This window comes from Streptomyces sp. NPDC002573 (assembly GCF_042889625.1).
Lineage (GTDB): Bacteria > Actinomycetota > Actinomycetes > Streptomycetales > Streptomycetaceae > Streptomyces > Streptomyces gibsoniae.
Genome location: NZ_JBIARC010000005.1, coordinates 242,917 through 262,687 on the forward strand (window position 1 = coordinate 242,917; position 19,771 = coordinate 262,687).

The window sequence follows — 19,771 nt, forward strand, 5'->3', positions numbered from 1 at the left end:
GCGGGGGCATACCGTGAGGAGTCGAACGCCTGAGCCGGGAGGAGACACGGGATGGGCAGCCGCACCGCACTGGTCGAGGATCTGATGGAGCGCTTCCCGCACGTACCGCGGGAAGCCGTCTTCAAAGAGGACCTGCTCCGCGGAGGTGTGGCCTTCGATGCGTCCGCCCTCTCGGACAACGAGAAGGGCGAGGTCAAGCCGAAGTCGTACTTCATCTTCTCCTTCGACCACGGCACCCTGCCCGAGCTGGGCGAGGCGGCGCTGCGCCGGCCGCCCGAGGAGATCATCCTCACCGGCGGCCCCTACGACCTGCGCCGGACCGTCGTCTCCGTGCGCGTCAACCCGTCCTCGCCCTACCGGGTGGCAGCGGACGAGGAAGGGCTGCTCGGCCTCTACCTCGAGGGACGCCGGATCGCGGACGTCGGGGTGCCGCCCATGCCCGAGTACTACCGGCACACCCTCGCCAGCGGGAAGTCCGTGATGGAGGTGGCCCCCACCATCCAGTGGGGCTATCTCATCTACCTCACCGTCTTCCGCGTCTGCCAGTACTTCGGCGCCAAGGAGGAGTGCCAGTACTGCGACATCAACCACAACTGGCGCCAGCACAAGGCAGCCGGTCGCCCGTACACCGGCGTGAAGGACGTCGAGGAGGTCCTCGAGGCGCTGGAGATCATCGACCGGTACGACACCCAGAAGGCGTCCACCGCCTACACCCTCACCGGCGGCGCGATCACGTCCAAGGTCGCGGGCCGGGACGAGGCCGACTTCTACGGGCACTACGCCAAGGCCATCGAGGAGCGCTTCCCGGGCCGCTGGATCGGCAAGGTCGTCGCCCAGGCGCTGCCGAAGGACGACGTACAGCGCTTCAAGGACTACGGCGTGCAGATCTACCACCCCAACTTCGAGGTGTGGGACCGGCGCCTGTTCGAGCTGTACTGCCCCGGCAAGGAGCGGTACGTCGGCCGGGACGAGTGGCACCGGCGGATCCTGGACTCGGCCGATGTGTTCGGCGCGCGCAACGTGATCCCCAACTTCGTGGCGGGCGTGGAGATGGCCGAACCCTTCGGCTTCACCACCGTCGACGAGGCGATCGCCTCCACCACGGAGGGCCTGCGCTTCTTCATGTCGCACGGCATCACGCCCCGCTTCACCACCTGGTGCCCGGAGCCGACGACCCCGCTCGGCAAGGCCAACCCGCAGGGCGCGCCGCTGGAGTACCACATCCGTCTGCTGGAGGCCTACCGCGCCACGATGGACGACTTCGGGCTCTCCTCCCCGCCCGGCTACGGCCCGCCCGGCCCGGGCCGCGCGGTGTTCTCCGTGAGCTCCTTCATGGACAGCCTCCCGGCCCAGGAGACGACCGAGGAAGCCGCTCGCGCGTAACACGCATAACAAACGCATCACGGGCCCCGGCGCGCTGAGTCGTGCCGGGGCCCTTATGCGTACCCCTCGGCGGAAGCAAGCCCTTCCGCGGTATTTGAATACGCCGCTTGTCAGTTGTGCGGGAAGCGTGAAAGGCTCTGGGCCTGCCGTGAGACGGCCCCCAACTCCCCTGTATTCCAGGTGCGTTGGCTTTGCTTGTGGAAGCAGTTGATGCAGGAGCCCCCCATGCCTGACCTGCCGACCCCTCAGGACGCCGCCGAGGCGGCGCTGTTCTCCGAGTGCTGGGACGCGGTCCTGTCGTACGCCGATCTGTGCACCTCCGGATCGTCGGCCGGCCGGCAACTGGCCACCGAGGCGTTCAGCCGCGGCATCCACGAGGCACGTGAGGCCCAGACCCAGGAGCGGACCAGCGGGCGCCGCACCCCGCGGCTGCCCCGGATCCCGATGCTGCTCACCGCGGTCCGCACCACCGCCGCCGCCTGGGAGGACGAGGGCAAAGGGCATCTGCTCGACCCGGATCTGCGGCTGTGGCTGAACTCCCCGAAGGCCGCCCGGTACACCGGTCCGCCCCTGACGCGACCGCTGGCCCTGCGCGGGCTGAAGGACCTTCAGGAGCCGGACGCGACGCTGCTGTGGCTGGTGGAGGTGGAGGCGCTGCCTCTGCCGGACGTGGCCCGCCGGCTCGGCCTGGACCCGGCGACCGCCGCGCAGGAACTCATCCAGGTGCGGGCGCTGTTCCGGGACCGCTGTCAGCGCAACCATCTCGACACGCCGATGGGCACGGACTGCCGCAGCTATGCCCGGCTCCTCGACGCGGTCACCCGCTCCCCGGGCGCCGACACGCCCGAAGACCTCTCACGGCACCTCGCCACCTGCGTGGAGTGCGCGGAGGCCGCGGCCTGCCTGCGGCTGCACGGCGGTGGCACGCCCGCCGCGCTGGCGAGCGGAGTCATCGGCTGGGGCGGACTCGCCTATCTGGAACGGCGGCGCCGGGCCGCGGAGGCGGGACTGAGCGGAGGACGTACGGACGCGGGCACCGACCGGGGCATCTCGGTGGGCGCCGTGGCGCGGCCCCGGATCGGCCGGTCCGGGATCCTGGCCGCGGCCGTGATCGTGTCCGCGCTGGCCATGACGGTCTCGCTGATGCAACTCGGCGACTCCGGCGGGCGGGTGAGCGCGAGCGGCGACCCGGCGGAGGGCGCGATCGCGGCCACGCCGTCCCTGCCGGCCCTCGGCACGACCCCGGGCCGCACCCCGACCGGCGCGTCCCACACCACGCGCCCGGCCCACTCGGGCAGCACCCCCAAGAGCGGTGACTCCGACACCGAACCCCAGGGGAAGTCGACGAGCCCGGTGGCCGACCCGACCAAGGCGTCGGCGGCCCCCACCCCGCCCGCGCCCTCGACCTGCCGAGTGAAGTACGACATCGTCGACGAGTGGCCGGAGGGCTTCCAGGGCACGGTCACGGTCACCTCGACCAAGGCCCTCGACGACTGGCACATCGACTGGACCTTCGGGGACGGCCAGCACATCACCCAGATGTGGGACGGCACCTACACCCAGAGCGGCTCCGAGGTCACCGCGCACGCCGCCGACTACAACAAGCAGGTCGCCGCGAACGGCACCTTCGCCGTGGGGTTCAACGCGACCTGGCACGGCACCAACGGCGAACCCCGCACCTTCACGGTGAACGGCGCCACCTGCTCGACGACCGGCTGAGCCCCGACGTGTTCCACGACCCCCGGCGAATCGTGGCGAGCCACCGGAACAAGAACCTCGACGACGACGCCGAACGGCTCATCGCCGAGACCCGCCGGTGCCTCGACGTCATGGCAGAACCTCGTGACGGCCCGGCTGTGAACACACGGCAGGCGGCTCAGCTCTCCTCCGGGGAGGAGGCACCGCGCACCCGGCGGTACGGCTCCAGCGCGGCGACGGCGTCGATGGCCGTCCGCCGGGCGCCGAGGTCGCCGTCGGCCGCCTCATCGAGATACAGGTGCACGCCGTTGTAGATCACGTCGCCGGCCACCACTGTGGAACGCGGCAGGGCTTGATGCTCGCCTCACTCCTGGGAGGGATGTTCCTTGGCAACGTGGACATCGCGGTGGTCAACGTCGCGATTCCCTCGATCCGCGATCGCCTGCACGCGTCCGGCGGCGAACTACGCGAGCTCTGGCCCGAGATCACCGACGCTGTGGAGGCCCCCTGGGGCGCTCGCCGACCCAACGGTGAACGCCCAGGCCAGAGTCGTGCGCGATGCCACGGCGTGATCAACGGGACGCATGGAGCCTGATGTCGCACTGGTACGGCGACCGGAAAAGTTCAGCGGCTCGCGACGCCCGCGAGCTGTCCGGCAGACTTTCCGGCCACAGCACTGGCTAGGCGCCCGAGGTGCGGCGGCCCCCCCGGCGGTCGGAGGTGCGGCCGCCCGTGCCGGCGGTGCCGCCCGTGGCTCCGCCGGTTGCCCCTCGTCGGCGGGTTCCGCGGGCGTCCTTGCCGGATGCGGTGCCGGTCGCCGTACCGGCCGCGGCTCGGCGGTCGGAACCGCGGGTGCCCGCGCCCGCGGCACCTCTCGTGGCCCCGGCGGCTCCCGTACGGCGGGTGGAGGCGCGCCCGCTGGTTGCGGAGGTGTCACCGGATGCTGTCGCCCCGGCGGTGGTCCGGCGTTCCGAGCCCCGGCCGCCCGTCCTGGTGGCAGCATCTGTCGCCGCTCCGGGCCGGCCGCCGGCGCGGCGCCGGCGGCCGCCCCGGCTGCCGGGCTTGCTGTCGGCCTTCCGGTCCGGTCGGGACGCCGCCGGTGTCGCCGGCTGGGGGACCTCGATGGTGACGGGCACGCCGGACGGCTCGCGGGCGCCGGTGATGGTGACCAGCGCCGCGTCGCTCGACGTGATGCGGGCCGTCCGGGGGCGGATGCCCGCGTCCGACATGAGCCGGGTGACGTCCCGCTTCTGGTCGGGCAGGACCAGCGTGACCACGCTGCCGGAGCCGCCGGCACGGGCCGTGCGTCCGCCCCGGTGGAGGTAGTCCTTGTGGTCGGTCGGGGGATCGACGTTCACGACGAGGTCGAGGTCCTCGATGTGTATGCCCCGGGCCGCGACGTTCGTCGCGACCAGCGCGGTGACCTGGCCGTTCTTGAACTGTTCCAGGGTGCGGTTCCGCTGCGGCTGGGAGCGGCCCCCGTGCAGTGCCGCCGCGCGGACACCCACGGCCAGGAGCCGCTTGGTGAGCCGGTCGGCGGACCTCTTGGTGTCGAGGAACAGGATGACCCGGCCGTCGCGCGCGGCGATGCGCGTGGTGACGGCCTTCTTGTCGGTCTCGTCCAGGACGTGGAGAACGTGGTGCTCCATGGTGGGCACCGCTCCCGCGGACGGGTCCACGGAGTGCACCACGGGGTCGGTGAGGAACCGCTGCACCAGGCGGTCGATGTTGCCGTCCAGGGTGGCCGAGAACAGCATGCGCTGACCGTCGGGCCGTACCTGCTGGATCAGCTTGGTGATCTGCGGCAGGAAGCCCATGTCGGTCATCTGGTCGGCTTCGTCCAGCACCGTGATGCGTACGTCGCCGAGCACGCAGTCACCCTGCGCCACGAGATCATTGAGCCGGCCCGGGGTCGCCACGAGCACCTCGGCGCCGCGCCGGAGCGTTGCGGCCTGCTTGGTGATGGACAGCCCGCCGACCACGGTGGCGAGCCGGAGGTTCACCGCCGTCGCGTACGGGATCAGCGCGTCGGTCACCTGCTGGGCGAGCTCACGGGTGGGCACCAGCACGAGGGCCAGGGGTGCCTTGGGCTCCGCGCGCAGCCCGGCCGTACGGGCCAGGAGCGCAAGCCCGAACGCGAGGGTCTTGCCGGAGCCGGTGCGTCCCCGGCCCAGCAGATCACGGCCGGCGAGCGAGTTGGGCAGCGTGGCGGCCTGAATGGGAAAGGGGGTGGTGACGCCCTGCGCGGCGAGGGTCTTCAGCAGCCCCGCTGGCATGTCCAGACCGGCGAAGTCCTCGACGGCGGGAAGTGCGGGTGTCCTGCTTTCCGGCAGCCGGAAATCCCGTGGCGACGACGCGGACGGTGGAGGTGACGAAACGCGCCGGTTCGGTTTCTGGGGCCTGCGGGACATACGGTTGTCTGCCTTCCTGAAAACAGCACAAACCGAGGTCCGCACCATGGCGGTGCGGACCCCGGCGAGCGGATACGCGTCCGGCGATCAGGCGGGGACGATGTTCTCCGCCTGCGGGCCCTTCTGGCCCTGCGTGACGTCGAAGGAGACCCGCTGGCCCTCCTGGAGCTCACGGAAGCCCTGGGTCGCGATGTTCGAGTAGTGGGCGAAGACGTCGGGGCCGCCGCCGTCCTGCTGGATGAAGCCGAAACCCTTTTCGGCGTTGAACCACTTCACGGTTCCCTGTGCCATGACCTTCTCCGTATCTGTAGGCAGAGGCCCCATCCGGAGATGCCGGAAAACAAATAATGCGCCTTAAGGAGAAACATTCCCGTCAGGCGCACATAGGTTCATGGGTACCACAACTGCAACTGCGGAAGACTAGCACAGCTGGGCGGGCCGCGTTGGGTCACCAAGGCGCGCCGGGGCGCGAGGCCGGACACGGAGTGGGCGCTGCCCGCAACCGGAAGATCATCCGCTCCGCCTCCGTGGTCTGAGGCTGACCTTTCTCACAGCGCACACGCGCGCTCGTGGACTGTGCGGTCAGCCCGATGCGCCGCTTCGGCAACTGCCCAGGCGTCGGGCGGTCGCGGGCACGATGCCTCGGGCGTGGGACACGTCGTGGCTGTGGTCCGCGAACGGCCCCGCCGCAGCGGAGGCGCTCCGGCGGGGCCGCTGCGGTCACCGTTCCCGGTCCCGGCGAAGTCGCTCGGCCAGGGGGACCTGATGAGGCGGTCGCAGAATGAACTTGTCCTTCTGCTCGTCGAAGCAGTCCATGTAACAGCTGACGGACTGACCGACTTCGTAGTGATCCTCGTCGTCGATGTACAGCGCGTCGATGAGGCCTACGCGTGAGAGCCCCGCGTCGACGATCACACCCCAGCGGAAGACCGCCTCGACCCGGCCCTCCCGAAAGGCGGTCAACCGGCGTACGCCGGGGCGCGAGGCCGCGTGGGCGCAGGCGCGTAAATGGCTGGCATCCGGGTGCGTGCCGTTCTAGGGTGAGGGCTGCTTCGCGCGGTGGCCGACTGGTCCCCGCTGTCGGCCGAGTGTGGAACGGGAGGTGTGACCGATGGCTGTCTCTGTGATGGGCGCTGCCCGCAACCAGAAGATCGTCCACTCCACCTCCGTGGCTTCCGGCTGACCTTTCTCTCGGCGCACATGCGCGCGGGGCCGGGGCCGCCCTTGTGAAGGGTTCCCCTTGTATCTCTCTTCGTCCTCGGTTTCGTCGCACCCTCTTGCCGTCTACGGCTGGGACGAGGGCTGGGCAGCCGAGTTCGCTCCCCATGCCGAGCAGGGCTTCCTGCCCGGCCGTGTCGTACGGGTCGACCGTGGCCTGTGCGACGTCGTCACCCCGGCCGGCGTCGTCCGTGCCGACACCGAGTTCGTCGTTCCCCGTGACCCGATGAAGGTCGTGTGCACGGGGGACTGGGTCGCCGTCGACCCTGACGGCAGCGATCCGCGGTATGTGCGGACGCTGCTGCCGCGTCGTACCGCCTTCGTACGCTCCACCTCCTCCAAGCGGTCCGAGGGGCAGATCCTCGCGGCCAACGTCGACCACGCGATCATCGCCGTCTCGCTCGCCGTGGAGCTGGACCTCGGCCGCGTCGAACGCTTCCTCGCGCTGGCCTGGGAGTCCGGGGCACAGCCGGTCGTCGTGCTCAGCAAGGCCGATCTGGTGCCGGACGCGGTGACGCTCTCGTATCTCGTCAAGGACGTGGAGGCGAGCGCGCCCGGCGTGCCGGTGCTGCCGGTCAGCGCTCGGCTGGGCGAGGGGGTCGACGTCCTCGCCGCCGTGGTCTCCGGCGGTACGTCCGTGCTGCTCGGGCAGTCCGGCGCCGGCAAGTCCACTCTCGCCAACGTGCTGCTCGGCGAGGACGTCATGACCGTCCAGGCCACCAGGGACATGGACGGCAAGGGCCGGCACACCACCACCACGCGCAATCTGCTCGTCCTGCCGTGCGGGGGAGTCGTCATCGACACCCCTGGGCTGCGCGGGGTGGGGCTCTGGGACGCCGGGACCGGGGTGGGCCAGGTGTTCTCCGAGATCGCGGAACTGGCCCAGGAGTGCCGTTTCCACGACTGCGCGCACGGCACGGAACCCGGATGCGCGGTGCGCGCCGCCGTCGACGTCGGGGAGCTGTCCGAGCGACGGCTGGACAGCTACCGGAAGCTGCTCCGCGAGAACCAGTGGATCGTCGCGAAGACGGACGCCCGGGTGCGGGCGGAGCTGCGGCGCGAGTGGAAGCGCAAGGGGGCCGAGGGGAGGGCGGCGATGGAGGCCAAGCGGGGGCGGCGGGGCTGAGGGGGAGGGCACCGCGGCCGGTGTGCGCGACGCCGTGTGCGATACGGGGCGATGCGGGACGCTGCCCGCCCTGTACGGCATGGGGCCGCGCACCGGCCGTGGGTGTCCGTACGCCGCCGTTGTCGGCACACCGCCGCGGGTGACCGTACGCCGCCGCGGGCGTCCGCACACCGTCGTGGGTGTCCGCGTCGGCGCCCCGGTGCTCACCCGAACGTGTGACTGCGTGTTAGCCCGTCGACGTGTCCTGGGAAGACATCGAGCGCTTCCCGGCCCCGTGGCCGGGGCCGCCGGTGCGGAAAGGGCGAGTCCGTATGGTGCACCTTCCCCAGCTGACCGGAACCCGGCGCCGCTGTCTGGCCATCGCGGCGCTCACCACCCTGTCGACCGCGGCCACCTTCCCGGGTGCCGTCGGCCGCGCCGAGACGGCACCCCACTGGACCGGCACCTGGGAGGCCGCCGCCTCCGGCACCGCCCCCGCCCTGCCCGGTACCTCGATCCGCAACGTCGTGCACGTCAGCGTCGGCGGCAGCGCCGTCCGGGTCCGTCTCTCCAACCGTCTCGGCACCGCTCCGCTGCACCTCGACACCGTCACCGTCGCGGTGCAGCGGGCCCCCGAGGCCGGCAGTGCCGCCGCGGTGCCGGGCTCCCTGCGCATCGCCACCTTCGCCGGTGCCACCTCAGTGACCGTCGCGCCGGGCCAGGACCGGGTCACCGACCCCGTCCACCTGACGGTTCCGGCGGACGCCAACCTCCTCGTCACCGTGCACACCTCCCGCGACTGCGGCCCGGCGACGTACCACCGCACCTCCCTTCAGCGGGTCTTCCTGGCCACGAGCGGCAACCGGGCGGCCGACACCTCCGCCGCCGCCTACACGGGCAGGGTGTCCCACTGGTACTACGTGACAGGCGTCGACGTACTGCGCACGGTCACCCCGGACAGCGTCGTCGCGCTCGGCGACTCCCTCACCGACGGCGACGGATCCTCGTACGGCACCGACCGCCGCTGGCCCGACCTGCTGTCCGGGCGGCTGCGCCGGCTGCTGCCCGCCGAGCGGCGGCCCGGTGTGCTGAACGCGGGGATCTCCGGCAACCGTCTGCTGCGCGACGGGGTGGGGCCGAGTGCACTGAGCCGGCTCGACGCGGACGTGTTCTCCCGCACCGGGGTGCGCACGCTGATCGTCCTGGAGGGCGTCAACGACCTCAAGGACAGCCCGCCCGAGACCGATCCGGGCGCCTTCGTCCGCGCCTACCGCCGGATCGTGGCCCGCGCCCACGCCCATGGCATCCGTGTCATCGGCGCCACCCTCATCCCCTTCGGCGGCCACCGCGCCTGGACGCCGGCGCGTGAGGATCTGCGGCACGTGGTCAACGCCCTCATCCGCAGCGGGGTGTTCGACGCCGTCGCGGACTTCGACGCGGCCGTCCGCGACCCCGCCCGTCCCGACCGCCTTCGGCCGGACTACGACTCGGGCGACCACCTCCACCTCGACGACGCGGGCATGGCGGCGCTGGCCGGAGCCGTGGACCCGACCGGGCTCGGCGGATGAGGGACCTCAGGCGGGCAGGCCCCAGCGGGGAGCGGGCGCGTTCGGTGCGACGGGCGCGATCGTGCGGTCCGGGTGGTCGCCCCGCGCCGTGATCAGCGCCGACTCGTCCTTGCGCAGCGCCACTTCGAGGGTGCCGTCGCCGACCGTCCGGCACCGCAACGGCCGTCCCCGGCCGTCCCGCACCTCGACCGCGCCCGGGATGCCGTGCCGTACGACGCAGGGCGCGCCCGCCTCGCTGACCAGATGTACCCACCGGGTCACCGCGCCCTTGCGTACGGCGGACAGCAGAAACGCCCCCTGGGTACGGAAGTCGTGCACGGTGAGGTCCGCCCAGGCGTCCGGCAGCGCGGGGAAGACACGGACGATCCCGCCCCAGGACTGGCACACCATGTCGTGCAGCGACTGGGCCGCCGACAGCGGGGTCTCGATGACCGGCCCGGACTCCTTGTACATGGTGTTGGCCTCGATGAACCGGCTCATCAGCTCGCCCAGGTACCTCAGGGCGTCCTCGCCCTTGCCGAGCAGCGCTGACATGGAGGCGGCGCCGGTGAAGGTGTAGCCCTGCAGCGCGCCCTCGAAGCCGACCCAGTGAGCCAACGACCTCTCGATCAGGGCGCGTTCGTCGGGAGTGCGGCCGGTCACCTCGTACAGCGGGTAGACCGCCAGCAGATGCGAGTAGTGGCGGTGGGACTTCGCGAACGGGATGTCCGCGCCGATCATGAAGCCGTTCGCGTCGGTGGGATACGGCACCCGCCGGGCCAGCACCTCGCGCCAGCGCGGCGCCAGGGAGTCGTCGATGCCGAGGAGGTCCGCCGAGTCCAGGAGCGTGCGGCAGCCCCAGGTGAGCAGCATGAGGTCGTAGTTGCAGTCGCGGGTGTCGCCGCCGTACTCCGGCGAGAAGGTGGCCGGCAGATGCAGTCGGCCGTCCGGGCCGGGCTCCAGGAAGTGCAGATAGTAGTTGATCGCCTTGCGGAGCAGGGGGTAGAGGACGTCGCGCAGGATCGACTCGTCCATGCTGTGGCGGTAGCTGAGCCAGACGTTGTGCAGGGCCCAGGTCAGGTTGCCCACCTCGGGGGTCGGCGGGTCCTGGCCCGGGATGCCGACGCCGTAGCCGGTGAGGGTGCCCGCGGCGCCGTTGACCAGGTGCGGATCGGTGGTGCGCGGGATGCCGAGCGAGTCGGACCGGTACGGCGCGGCCACCTCCTTGGCCAGGTTGTCCCGGAACTCCCCGAGCGCCCTGGTCACGGCGTCCAGTTCGAGATGGTTGGAGCCGTGGATCAGCCAGTACTCCAGCTGGACGTTGAGGTTCCACCAGGTGTTGGGCCAGGGCGTCGGCTCCAGCCAGGGGCCGCTGGTGGCCATCACGGGGGCGTCGCGCCGGGCCGCCGAGGCGAGTTTGTAGAGCTGGATCCAGTAGAAGCGCTGGATGCGTGCGTCGGGCAGGGAGAGGAAGCTCTTGCGGTAGTAGGCGTGCCACCAGGTGCGATGGGTCGCGGCGAGCGCGCCGTAGGGGAGCCGGGCGGCGTCGCGGACCGCCATGAGTGCCGTGGGCAGTGCCGTGGTCCGCGGGTAGGAGTGCGCCACGTGCGCGTACAGCGTCCGCCGGTTGCCCCGGGCGGTCTCCCGCCACGCCGTCACATGCTGTCCGCCCGACAACAGGGGCTGTACGGCGGCCCGGACGCCGTCGTGGTCGCCGGTCTCGGCGGGCGGGTTTCCCGCGTAGCCGTCCGGGAGGGGCTTGAAACTGGCACGTGGGCTGATCGCGTCCGCCGGGTGGAACACCCAGCGGAATCCGCGTTCGCCGGGGCTCGGGGTGACCTCCACCGCCAGCAGCGAGCGGGAGGTGTGCACCAGGGCGCGCAGGGTGAGGGTGCCCCGGTCGGTGGTGAGCGTGCCGGTCAGCTCGGCGTCGTGCAGCCCGAGCCGCCAGTCCACGGCGGTGACGGTGCCCACCGGTTCCAGGGTGAAGTGGCCGATGGGCAGCCGCGCGAGCCCGAACAGGGAGCCGAACTCGGGGCGGTGGTCCTGGACCTCGGAGTGCTGGACGTTGAAGCGGACGGCCCGTGTCGGTGCGCCGGGCTCGGCGTAGATGCCCGAGCCGAGGAGGCCGTTGCCCAGGTAGGGGCCCTCGTACCAGGTCGTCGGCATCCGCTGCCAGACCAGGTCGGCGTCGTCGAGGACGGCGCGCCAGGGGTTGGGGGTGCCGAGGGCGTCGGGTGCGGTGCTGTCGTCGCGGTCGGCCGCCGCGGCGGCGGGCAGGCCCTGGGCGAGCAGTGCGCCGCCCAGGGCGGAGCCGGTGGCGAGGACGGTACGTCTGGATGGGCTGGACACGGTGGCCTCCAGGCGGCTCGGTGATTCATCGGAGCTCTCCCGCGAAGCAACGTAGAGAAGGCATGGATGTGCGTCAATGAGCTGGGAGAGATCCGATGTGTCCAGCCGTACGGTGACGTGTGTCCAGGGGCGGGGCGGCGGCCGTACGACCGAACCGGGCCCCGGCCCCGGTCAGTTGCGGGCCACCCAGCCCCGTTCGTAGGCCTGCCAGCCGAGTTGCAGCCGGGTCGTCACCCCGGACAGCTCCATCAGCCGCTTCACCCGGCGCTGTACGGTCCGCAGGCCCAGATCGAGCTGCTTGGCGACGCTCGCGTCGGTCAGCCCGGCGAGCAGCAGCGACAGGACCTCCAGATCGGTGCTGTCGGGGCCGTCCGGCGCCTGCTCGGTGGCGCCGGACGCACCGAGCCGCAGCGGCAGCGCGTCCCGCCACACCGACTCGAACAGGCCGGACAGCAGCTCCAGCAGTCCGCTCGCGTGCACGACCAGCGCGGCCGGCTCGGCGGTGTGCGCGGTGAGCGGGACCATGGCCAACGTCCGGTCGGCGACGACCAGTTTGGTCGGCACCGTGTCGATGACCCGCACCTGTTCGTCGCGGCTCAGCGCGGCCGTCAGCTCGGTGATCCCGTCGGGCCGGTCGAGCACCGTCCGCTCGACGACCACCCGGTAGCGCACGCCCCGGGCGGTGGCCTGCTCCTCCGCCTCGTTCTCCATCCCCGTCACGGCGACCGGAGTGCCGGTGACGAGGGCGCACACCTCCTCGGCCGCGCCGAGCTGGAGCTGAAGGAAGCGCTGGGTGACCGCGGCCGCGCCGATCACCACCTCGACCAGATCGTGCACCGCGGGCTCGGCCGCCGCCGCCCGGTACTCCTCGGCCAGCAGCGCGGCCGCCAGCTCCGCCTTCTCCAGCTCGTGCCGCTGCCGGGTGAGCAGTGCGCCCAGCGCCACTCCGGGCGGCGCGGCCACCCAGCGGCCCGGGCGGGCCGACGACTGGGCCGCGAGGCCGTGGTGCTCCAGCCGCCGCAGCAGCCGCTCGGTGTCCCGCTCGCCGCGTATCAGCCGCCGTGCGAGATCGGGTACATCGGCGGCGCCCACCGACACCAGTGCCCGGTACGCGCTCTCATGTGTCTCGTCCAGCCCAATCGCTGCCAGCATCAGCCGTCGTCCCCTCCCCTGAGACAAGACCCTGCGGTGCACCGTTTGGCGGAAAACAGCCACGGCGCAAACCCGCCTCGGAGCATCATCGCCGTACCCCTCCTCCGTCTGCCAGGGTGGCGCCACGGAGGCGTTGATCATCTCCCATGTCGCCTTCCGCAGGCCATGCGGCCTGCACGGATGCCGACCGGGGGACCCTGGGGTCCTCGAAGACGTGACGGAGACCGGAGGCGTGCCGGACCCGTCACCGCGGTGCCGCCGGGCGGTTCCCCGTGGGGGGTGGACCGCCCGGCCGGCCCGCCTCACCCCTCCCGTTTCGCATCACCGTTCGAGGCTCGACCGTCGTGCCGTCAGGGCGCCGTGGCGCGGCCCGTTTTTCCCGATGCCCCGTTTTCATACGCCGCCCGCGGTGGACAATTGGGGGCATGAGTCAGCAGGGGGAGAAGCCTGACGGCCACGAGGACGACTGGTGGGGACAGTTGTACGACGACTCCACCCAGGACACGGGACCGGCCCCCGGGGCCGACAGCCTGGACGACCGTTTCGCCTCCGCGGTGGGCACGGTCGACGGTGGGACTGCTCTGTCCGGGGGATCTCCGGAGGGCGAATCCGGTGCCGGCAGCGGTGCACGGGGGAGTGGTGCCGTCCCGCGGCCCGGGCCCGTGCCGTGGGAGCCTCCGTCCACCCGTCCGCCGGGCCCGGTGACCTTCCCGCCCGGGCCGATGCCACCGGGGTTCCGTGAGGTGGCCCCCGTCGACGGCTCCCCGACTAGGCCGTCGCCCGACCAGGTTCCGCCCCCGGACGGCGCCCCGGTCGCCGTACCCCCGCCTCCCGCCCGTCCGCCGTCCGCCGTACCGCCGCCCGGTGAACCCCCGTCCCCCGCCGCCCGGCCGCCCGCGGAGCCCGTCGTCCCCGGGACCGCGCCCGCCGTCGACTACGTCGGCTCCGGACCGCCCACCTACGACGCCGAGCCCACCGCCCTCCCGCTCGCCGACCCGGAGGGCATGGACGACCTGGTCCCCGACACCGTGCTGGACGGGGCGCGCTACGGCGCCCTGACGCTGCGCGCGGCCTCCGTGCGCGGGGACTCGGCGCGCTACCGGGGCGAGCCGCGCCGGGACTGCCTGCTCACCGCCCGCTTCGGCACCGGCGACCAGGCCCTCGTCCTCGTCGCCATGGCGACCGGTGCACGGGCCACCCCCGGGGCGCACCGGGCCGCCGCCCAGGTGTGCCGGTGGATCGGACGGGCCGTCGGACGCAGCCATGTCCGGCTGGCCGAGGACATCCGGGCCGCCCGGCGCGGCGAGCTCAAGTCGGGTCTGCACCGGCTCACCGACCGCAGCCTCGGGCGACTGCGCGCGAGCGCCGCCGAACAGGGCATCGACCCCGAGGAGTACACTGCCGGCCTGCGCTGTCTGCTGCTGCCCGCCGACCCGGCCTGCCGCACCCGGGTGTTCTTCGGCGTCGGCGAGGGCGGTCTGTTCCGGCTGCGGGGCGGTGAGTGGCAGGACATCGAGCCCCGGGTCGCCGAGTCGGCGGGGGAGCCGGTGGTCGGGTTCGGCTCGCTGCCGTCCGAGACCCCCGAGGGCGACCGCCTCACCATGGATCTGGGCATCGCGACGCCGGTGAACCCTGATGAGCCGTCCCCCGGGCTTCCGGCCCCGCTCGCGGGGGACGGTCCTGCCGAGCCGCCCCGGGACCCGTTCCGCTTCCGCGCCTCCGTCGCCCGCCCGGGTGACACGCTCCTCCTGTGCAGCAGCGGCCTCGCCGATCCGCTGCGCGACGAGCCGCAGCTCGCCCGGCACCTGACCCTCCGCTGGTCGACAGGCGGACCGCCGAGCCTGGACGCCTTCCTCGTGGACACCAGGGTGAGGGTGAAGGGCTACGCCGATGACCGTACGGCGGCGGCCGTTTGGGAGGCGTGATCGCGGTCACTGTGGATTGATGGACCCAAGGAGACGGAAGGGGTGCATGGATCCATGGCCAAGCAGAACGTCGCCGACCAGTTCGTCGACATCCTCGCCCGGGCGGGAGTCAAACGCCTGTACGGGGTGGTGGGCGACAGCCTCAACCCGATCGTGGACGCCGTGCGCCGCAACTCCGCCCTCGACTGGGTGCATGTACGGCACGAGGAGACCGCCGCCTTCGCCGCGGGCGCCGAGGCGCAGATCACCGGGAAGCTGACCGCGTGCGCGGGCTCCTGCGGCCCCGGCAATCTGCATCTCATCAACGGTCTGTACGACGCCCACCGCTCCATGGCCCCGGTGCTCGCCCTCGCCTCCCACATCCCGTCCAGCGAGATCGGGCTCGGCTACTTCCAGGAGACCCACCCCGACCGGCTGTTCAGCGAGTGCAGTCACTACAGCGAGCTGATCTCCAGCCCGAAGCAGATGCCCCGGCTGCTGCAGACGGCGATCCAGAACGCGGTCGGCCGCAGCGGCGTCAGCGTCGTCTCGCTCCCCGGTGACATCGCCGACGAGCCCGCGCCCGAGCGGGCGGCCGAGACCGCCCTCGTCACCTCACGGCCCACCGTGCGTCCCGGCGACGACGAGATCGACCGGCTGGTGGTGATGATCGACGAGGCGGAGAAGGTCACCCTGTTCTGCGGCAGCGGCACCCAGGGCGCGCACGCCGACGTGATGGAGTTCGCCGAGAAGATCAAGTCCCCGGTGGGACACGCCCTGCGCGGCAAGGAGTGGATCCAGTACGACAACCCGTACGACGTCGGGATGAGCGGGCTGCTCGGCTACGGCGCCGCCTACGAGGCCACCCACGAGTGCGAGCTGCTGATCCTGCTGGGCACCGACTTCCCGTACAACGCCTTCCTGCCCAACGATGTGAAGATCGCCCAGATCGATGTGCGGCCGGAGAACCTGGGCCGCCGCTCCAAGCTGGACCTCGCGGTGTGGGGCGATGTGAAGGAGACCCTGCGCTGCCTCATCCCGAGGGTGAAGGCCAAGCAGAACCGGCGCTTTCTGGACAGGATGCTGAAGAAGCACGCGGACGCGCTCGAAGGGGTGGTGAAGGCGTACACCCGCAAGGTGGAGAAGCACGTCCCGATCCACCCCGAGTATGTGGCGTCGGTGCTCGACGAGGTCGCCGAGGACGACGCGGTCTTCACGGTCGACACCGGGATGTGCAACGTATGGGCCGCCCGCTACATCTCCCCGAACGGCCGCCGTCGTGTCATCGGCTCGTTCTCCCACGGTTCGATGGCGAACGCGCTGCCGATGGCGATCGGGGCGCAGTTCACCGACCGGAAGCGGCAGATCGTGTCGATGTCCGGTGACGGCGGGTTCTCCATGCTGATGGGCGACTTCCTGACCCTGGTGCAGTACGACCTGCCGGTGAAGGTGGTGCTGTTCAACAACTCCTCACTCGGCATGGTGGAGTTGGAGATGATGGTCGCCGGGCTGCCGGCGTACGGCACCAGCGCCAAGAACCCCGACTTCGCGGCCGTGGCCCAGGCGTGCGGGGCGTACGGCGTCCGGGTCGAGAAGCCCAAGCAGCTCGCGGGTGCCCTGAAAGACGCGTTCCGGCACAGGGGGCCCGCGCTGGTGGACGTCGTCACCGACCCCAACGCGCTGTCGATCCCGCCCCGGATCAGCCGGGAGATGGTGACGGGCTTCGCGCTCTCCGCCTCGAAGATCGTGCTGGACGGCGGCGTCGGACGCATGGTCCAGATGGCCCGCTCCAACATCCGCAACGTGCCGCGCCCCTAGGGGAGTTACCGTTCGGGGCCGCTGCTACGGCGGCGGTTCGCCTACGGTCGTGGCGGCAGCCGGGAGTCGGCCGATGGGACCGGCGCGGGCGGTCGGCGTCCCGTCCGGCGCGTAGTCCGCGGCCCTGTGCGACCGCCGGGAGCGTCGCCGGGGTGTGCGCCCCGCGTCACGGCACCCGTCGTCGGGCGGCGGCGCGGGTGCCCACTCCTGGGAAGCGGGGGACGTTCTGCGACGGTGGTCCGGTCCCGTAGAGCGCCACGGGCCCGCCGGCGGTGGGTGACCGGGGCCGGGCCTATCCGGAAGCGCATGTTCGATTGTTGGCGATTCGACAGGACTGGCGACTGTCGCACGGGGCATGGATCCCCCTGAGGCGTTCGGTCAGGAGGGGAACCGACAACCACGTACGGGCGGGGGTCATGACGAGGCGAGCACGAGGAGGCGGTCCCGCGACCATCGGGGCCTTCTCGGCGAAGAAGACGGAGGAGACGGCCGGCGGTGCGCGGGGTTGCTCGCCGGGCACCCAGCTCAGCCGCAGGCTGGGACGGGCGGACTTACGGGCCGTGCCCGAGGCGCGCAGGGCACTGAGGGAACTGCTGACGCACTGGGGGAAGCCGGGACGATCCGAGATAGCCGAACTGCTCACCAGCGAACTGGTCACCAACGCACTCGTCCACACCGATCGCGACGCGGTCCTGACAGCCACCGTCTCACCCGGCGGACTGCATGTGGAGGTACGGGACTTCGTCCGGCGCAGACCGCATCTGCGGATGCCGACCACCGACGACGGTACGCACGGCAGGGGCCTGGTCCTCGTACAGTCCCTCGCGGACGCCTGGGGCGTGCGGGCGCACGGGGTCGGGAAGGCCGTGTGGTTCGACCTCGACGCGGAAGCCGCCTGACAGCGGAAGGGGGCGCGGCATCTGCCGCGCCCCCCTTCCGCTGAAGACGTCCGGTCTCAGCCGAACTGCTGTTCAAGGTCCTTGAGCTTGCGCTCCAGGGAGTCCAGCCGCGGCAGGGCCATGGTGTCGTCCTCCGCGGTCAGATCGACCCTGATCGGGTCAGCGGAGGAGCTCCGGACGGGCTGGAGCGAGGGGCGGGTCGCCGAAGGCAGTTCCGCCGCGGGTAGGGCAGGCTCCGAAGGCACCGGTGCGGAGGCGCGCTCCACGGTGGCGACGTCCACCTGGCGTCCGCCGTTGCCGCCGGTCAGCGCGCGATGGCCGCGGCTGAGCGCCTTGAGCTGGGCGCGCTCCAGGCGCTGCTGCTCGCGCCGGCGCGAGCGGTTCTGCTCCTTCTGGCGGCGGTCCTCGCGGACCTCCTCCACGGCCTCGTCCAGGCTGCGCACGCCCTCCAGCAGCATCAGCGACCAGGCCTTGTACGTCTCACGCGGGGCCCGCAGCCAGCGGACGATGCGGATCTGCGGCAGCGGACGCGGCACGAGGCCCTGCTCGCGCAGTGCGGCGCGGCGGGTCTGCTTCAGCGCGCGGTCGAAGAGCACGGCGGCCGACATCGACATGCCGGCGAAGAACTGCGGCGCGCCCGCGTGGTCGATGCCCCTCGGCGCGTGCACCCAGTTGAACCAGGCGGAGGCGGCGGCGAACGTCCACACCAGGATGCGGGAGCCGAGCGCCGCGTCACCGTGGCTGGCCTCGCGCACCGCGAGCACGGAGCAGAACATGGCGGCGCCGTCCAGGCCGAACGGGACCAGGTACTCCCAGCCGCCCGTCAGCCCGAGGTTCTGCTGGCCGAAGCCGACCAAGCCGTGGAAGGAGAGCGCCGCGGCGACGGCGGCGCAGCAGAAGAGCAGTACGTAGGAGGCGGTGGCGTAGATGGCTTCCTTACGCCTGCGGCGCTCCTCGGCGCGCTCCCACGAGTCGTCCGCGCTCGCGTTCTCCCCGGAGGAGCGCTTTCCGCGCGCGAGCACCGCCACCGCCGCCACCGCGCCCAGGAGCAAGACGGCGCCCGGAAGGAGCCAGTTCAGCGATATGTCGGTCAGTCTCATCTGGGGTCCCTTGCATTGGGATAGGGCGTAACGCCCGCCATAGTGGCCCAATTCCACCGGCCCTCAGGGGGTTTCGGGGCAAGAGGCCGCCAAGGAGGTGCAAGGGGATGCCCAGGGCGACGTTCTGCTCGAACTGCCGCTTGAGGGGCGGGAGTTGAGTTCGAATAAGACTACCCGGACGGGTGGTGCCACGGAAAGTTCCCGGGACGAGTGGGGAATTTGTGAAACACCTGTGATCCGGGTGGGGCCTCGTTCGAGTGGATCTTACGGCACGCGGACCGTGCCGCCTGCCGGGGTCCCGGCCGTATCGGGGCGCTGAACCGCGCTCAACTTGCGGCGAGCGCCGTCAGCTTGGCCACGCGCTCGGCGTCACCGGTGCGCGGGCAGGTGATGCACGTGTCCTCGGGGCGCAGGGTGTAGAAGAGGCAGCAGCTCACGCGGTCCCGGGTGGGCAGCGGCCGGCCGTCCGGACCGGCCAGTTCACGGAACGCGGCCGAGCCGGCGTACGGCTTCGTGGCGCCCGGCAGCAGCAGTTCCAGCTCGCGCATCGCGCGCCGCTCCTCACCGAGCAGCCCGCCGACGTACCAGAGGCCCTCGGTCAGCTCGTCCGTCGCCATGCCCCACAGGGCCCGCCCCCGGCGCCGCATGCGCGGTCCGAAGCTCGCGAGCACCGGTTCCAGGTGCTCGGCCACGGCCGCCCGCACCTCGGACCGCAGCGCCTCCTCGTCCGCCACGACCCGGGCCCCGGGCAGTGCTGCCGCCGGATCGTCCGGCAGGCACGCGAACGTGCCGGTCCGCACCGCCATGCGGCCGAGGCCGCGGTGGAGGGCGACGTGCTCCACGGGCAGGCGCGGGACCCGGCGCAGCAGGAACCACGGCACGGTGATCAGCAGGCAGGCCGGCCATGCGTAGCGGTGCAGCCCGAAGCTCGCCACGACGTCCGGCCGGGCCCCTTGTCCGTGGTCGCGCAGCACCTGGGCCTCGTCCCAGGCCAGGAACGCGTCGAGGGCCGACTCGTCCCGGGCGAGACGGGCGGCCGGGAGCCAGCCGTCGCCTTCCGGAACCACCTCACCCCGGCCCAGCTCCCCGACTGTCAGGGCCGGGAACGCCTCGCCGAGCCGGGTGTACGCCTCGGCGAGCGCGGACGAGGGCAGGACGGACAGAGGCATACGGGACCGCCGTTT

The 19,771-nt window shown here is 72.0% G+C and carries 16 protein-coding genes; 8 read left to right on the forward strand and 8 right to left on the reverse strand.

What is annotated here, in order from left to right; translation table 11 throughout:
* Positions 1–51: 51 nt before the first annotated feature.
* Together ACFYX0_RS07560 and ACFYX0_RS07565 are read left to right on the forward strand one after the other, a co-directional pair.
* Positions 52–1,383 carry a radical SAM protein gene (locus ACFYX0_RS07560; protein WP_388967503.1) on the forward strand — a complete coding sequence of 444 codons (1,332 nt, stop codon included), beginning with the start codon at positions 52–54 and terminating at the stop codon, positions 1,381–1,383.
* Between the two features lie 225 nt (positions 1,384–1,608).
* A complete protein-coding gene (locus ACFYX0_RS07565; protein WP_388967506.1) occupies positions 1,609–3,102 on the forward strand; it encodes a cellulose binding domain-containing protein in 1,494 nt (497 codons plus the stop codon).
* A gap of 157 nt (positions 3,103–3,259) precedes the next feature.
* Here ACFYX0_RS07565 and ACFYX0_RS07570 read toward each other — a convergent pair whose 3' ends face one another.
* The gene (locus tag ACFYX0_RS07570; protein WP_388967508.1) at positions 3,260–3,400 is read right to left on the reverse strand and encodes a hypothetical protein; all 141 of its coding nucleotides are present in this window, start codon (positions 3,398–3,400) and stop codon (positions 3,260–3,262) included.
* Between the two features lie 60 nt (positions 3,401–3,460).
* On the opposite strand from ACFYX0_RS07570, the gene ACFYX0_RS07575 reads away from it, so the two are divergent.
* Positions 3,461–3,676 (forward strand): hypothetical protein, encoded by a 216-nt coding sequence (locus tag ACFYX0_RS07575; protein ID WP_388967511.1) that lies wholly within the window; start codon positions 3,461–3,463, stop codon positions 3,674–3,676.
* A gap of 85 nt (positions 3,677–3,761) precedes the next feature.
* On the opposite strand, the gene ACFYX0_RS07580 is transcribed toward ACFYX0_RS07575, so the two are convergent.
* From ACFYX0_RS07580 to ACFYX0_RS07590, 3 genes are all read right to left on the reverse strand, one after another.
* Positions 3,762–5,492, reverse strand: coding sequence for a DEAD/DEAH box helicase (locus ACFYX0_RS07580; protein WP_388967513.1), 1,731 nt, complete (start codon positions 5,490–5,492; stop codon positions 3,762–3,764).
* Between the two features lie 87 nt (positions 5,493–5,579).
* Entirely contained in the window at positions 5,580–5,783 is a 204-nt protein-coding gene (locus ACFYX0_RS07585; protein ID WP_023544341.1) for a cold-shock protein, read from the reverse strand.
* A 429-nt stretch (positions 5,784–6,212) separates the two neighbouring features.
* Entirely contained in the window at positions 6,213–6,455 is a 243-nt protein-coding gene (locus ACFYX0_RS07590; RefSeq protein WP_388967516.1) for a hypothetical protein, read from the reverse strand.
* 277 nt (positions 6,456–6,732) lie between these two features.
* On the opposite strand from ACFYX0_RS07590, the gene rsgA reads away from it, so the two are divergent.
* Together rsgA and ACFYX0_RS07600 are read left to right on the forward strand one after the other, a co-directional pair.
* Positions 6,733–7,836: a ribosome small subunit-dependent GTPase A gene (gene rsgA, locus ACFYX0_RS07595; RefSeq protein ID WP_388967519.1), complete on the forward strand. Its 1,104-nt coding sequence runs from the start codon at positions 6,733–6,735 to the stop codon at positions 7,834–7,836.
* Between the two features lie 311 nt (positions 7,837–8,147).
* Complete coding sequence (locus ACFYX0_RS07600) at positions 8,148–9,383, forward strand: SGNH/GDSL hydrolase family protein (protein ID WP_388967522.1); 1,236 nt, start codon at positions 8,148–8,150, stop codon at positions 9,381–9,383.
* 6 nt (positions 9,384–9,389) lie between these two features.
* Here the strand turns inward: ACFYX0_RS07600 and ACFYX0_RS07605 are convergent, their stop codons facing one another.
* Both ACFYX0_RS07605 and ACFYX0_RS07610 read right to left on the reverse strand, forming a co-directional pair.
* Positions 9,390–11,714: a Tat pathway signal sequence domain protein gene (locus ACFYX0_RS07605; protein ID WP_388967525.1), complete on the reverse strand. Its 2,325-nt coding sequence runs from the start codon at positions 11,712–11,714 to the stop codon at positions 9,390–9,392.
* Positions 11,715–11,885: 171 nt separating this feature from the next.
* Positions 11,886–12,866 carry a helix-turn-helix transcriptional regulator gene (locus ACFYX0_RS07610; RefSeq protein WP_388967528.1) on the reverse strand — a complete coding sequence of 327 codons (981 nt, stop codon included), beginning with the start codon at positions 12,864–12,866 and terminating at the stop codon, positions 11,886–11,888.
* Between the two features lie 425 nt (positions 12,867–13,291).
* On the opposite strand from ACFYX0_RS07610, the gene ACFYX0_RS07615 reads away from it, so the two are divergent.
* The 3 genes from ACFYX0_RS07615 (at position 13,292) to ACFYX0_RS07625 (ending at position 17,487) form a co-directional block, all read left to right on the forward strand.
* Entirely contained in the window at positions 13,292–14,791 is a 1,500-nt protein-coding gene (locus tag ACFYX0_RS07615) for a protein phosphatase 2C domain-containing protein (RefSeq protein ID WP_388967531.1), read from the forward strand.
* Positions 14,792–14,845: 54 nt separating this feature from the next.
* Positions 14,846–16,588, forward strand: a complete 1,743-nt coding sequence (locus tag ACFYX0_RS07620; RefSeq protein ID WP_388967533.1) for a pyruvate dehydrogenase — start codon at positions 14,846–14,848, stop codon at positions 16,586–16,588.
* A gap of 416 nt (positions 16,589–17,004) precedes the next feature.
* Positions 17,005–17,487: an ATP-binding protein gene (locus ACFYX0_RS07625; protein ID WP_311697983.1), complete on the forward strand. Its 483-nt coding sequence runs from the start codon at positions 17,005–17,007 to the stop codon at positions 17,485–17,487.
* A gap of 56 nt (positions 17,488–17,543) precedes the next feature.
* Here ACFYX0_RS07625 and ACFYX0_RS07630 read toward each other — a convergent pair whose 3' ends face one another.
* Together ACFYX0_RS07630 and ACFYX0_RS07635 are read right to left on the reverse strand one after the other, a co-directional pair.
* The gene (locus ACFYX0_RS07630; protein ID WP_355920379.1) at positions 17,544–18,587 is read right to left on the reverse strand and encodes a DUF2637 domain-containing protein; all 1,044 of its coding nucleotides are present in this window, start codon (positions 18,585–18,587) and stop codon (positions 17,544–17,546) included.
* 326 nt (positions 18,588–18,913) lie between these two features.
* Complete coding sequence (locus tag ACFYX0_RS07635) at positions 18,914–19,756, reverse strand: (2Fe-2S)-binding protein (protein ID WP_388967536.1); 843 nt, start codon at positions 19,754–19,756, stop codon at positions 18,914–18,916.
* Positions 19,757–19,771 lie beyond the last annotated feature (15 nt).

Coding starts and splice junctions, on each gene's coding strand:
- ACFYX0_RS07630 (WP_355920379.1), bottom strand. CDS start 18,587: ATGAGACTGACCGACATATCGCTGAACTGGCTCCTTCCGGGCGCCGTC.
- ACFYX0_RS07625 (WP_311697983.1), top strand. CDS start 17,005: ATGACGAGGCGAGCACGAGGAGGCGGTCCCGCGACCATCGGGGCCTTC.
- ACFYX0_RS07560 (WP_388967503.1), top strand. CDS start 52: ATGGGCAGCCGCACCGCACTGGTCGAGGATCTGATGGAGCGCTTCCCG.
- ACFYX0_RS07580 (WP_388967513.1), bottom strand. CDS start 5,492: ATGTCCCGCAGGCCCCAGAAACCGAACCGGCGCGTTTCGTCACCTCCA.
- ACFYX0_RS07615 (WP_388967531.1), top strand. CDS start 13,292: ATGAGTCAGCAGGGGGAGAAGCCTGACGGCCACGAGGACGACTGGTGG.
- ACFYX0_RS07610 (WP_388967528.1), bottom strand. CDS start 12,866: ATGCTGGCAGCGATTGGGCTGGACGAGACACATGAGAGCGCGTACCGG.
- ACFYX0_RS07565 (WP_388967506.1), top strand. CDS start 1,609: ATGCCTGACCTGCCGACCCCTCAGGACGCCGCCGAGGCGGCGCTGTTC.
- ACFYX0_RS07585 (WP_023544341.1), bottom strand. CDS start 5,783: ATGGCACAGGGAACCGTGAAGTGGTTCAACGCCGAAAAGGGTTTCGGC.
- ACFYX0_RS07575 (WP_388967511.1), top strand. CDS start 3,461: ATGTTCCTTGGCAACGTGGACATCGCGGTGGTCAACGTCGCGATTCCC.
- ACFYX0_RS07635 (WP_388967536.1), bottom strand. CDS start 19,756: ATGCCTCTGTCCGTCCTGCCCTCGTCCGCGCTCGCCGAGGCGTACACC.
- ACFYX0_RS07620 (WP_388967533.1), top strand. CDS start 14,846: ATGGCCAAGCAGAACGTCGCCGACCAGTTCGTCGACATCCTCGCCCGG.
- ACFYX0_RS07600 (WP_388967522.1), top strand. CDS start 8,148: ATGGTGCACCTTCCCCAGCTGACCGGAACCCGGCGCCGCTGTCTGGCC.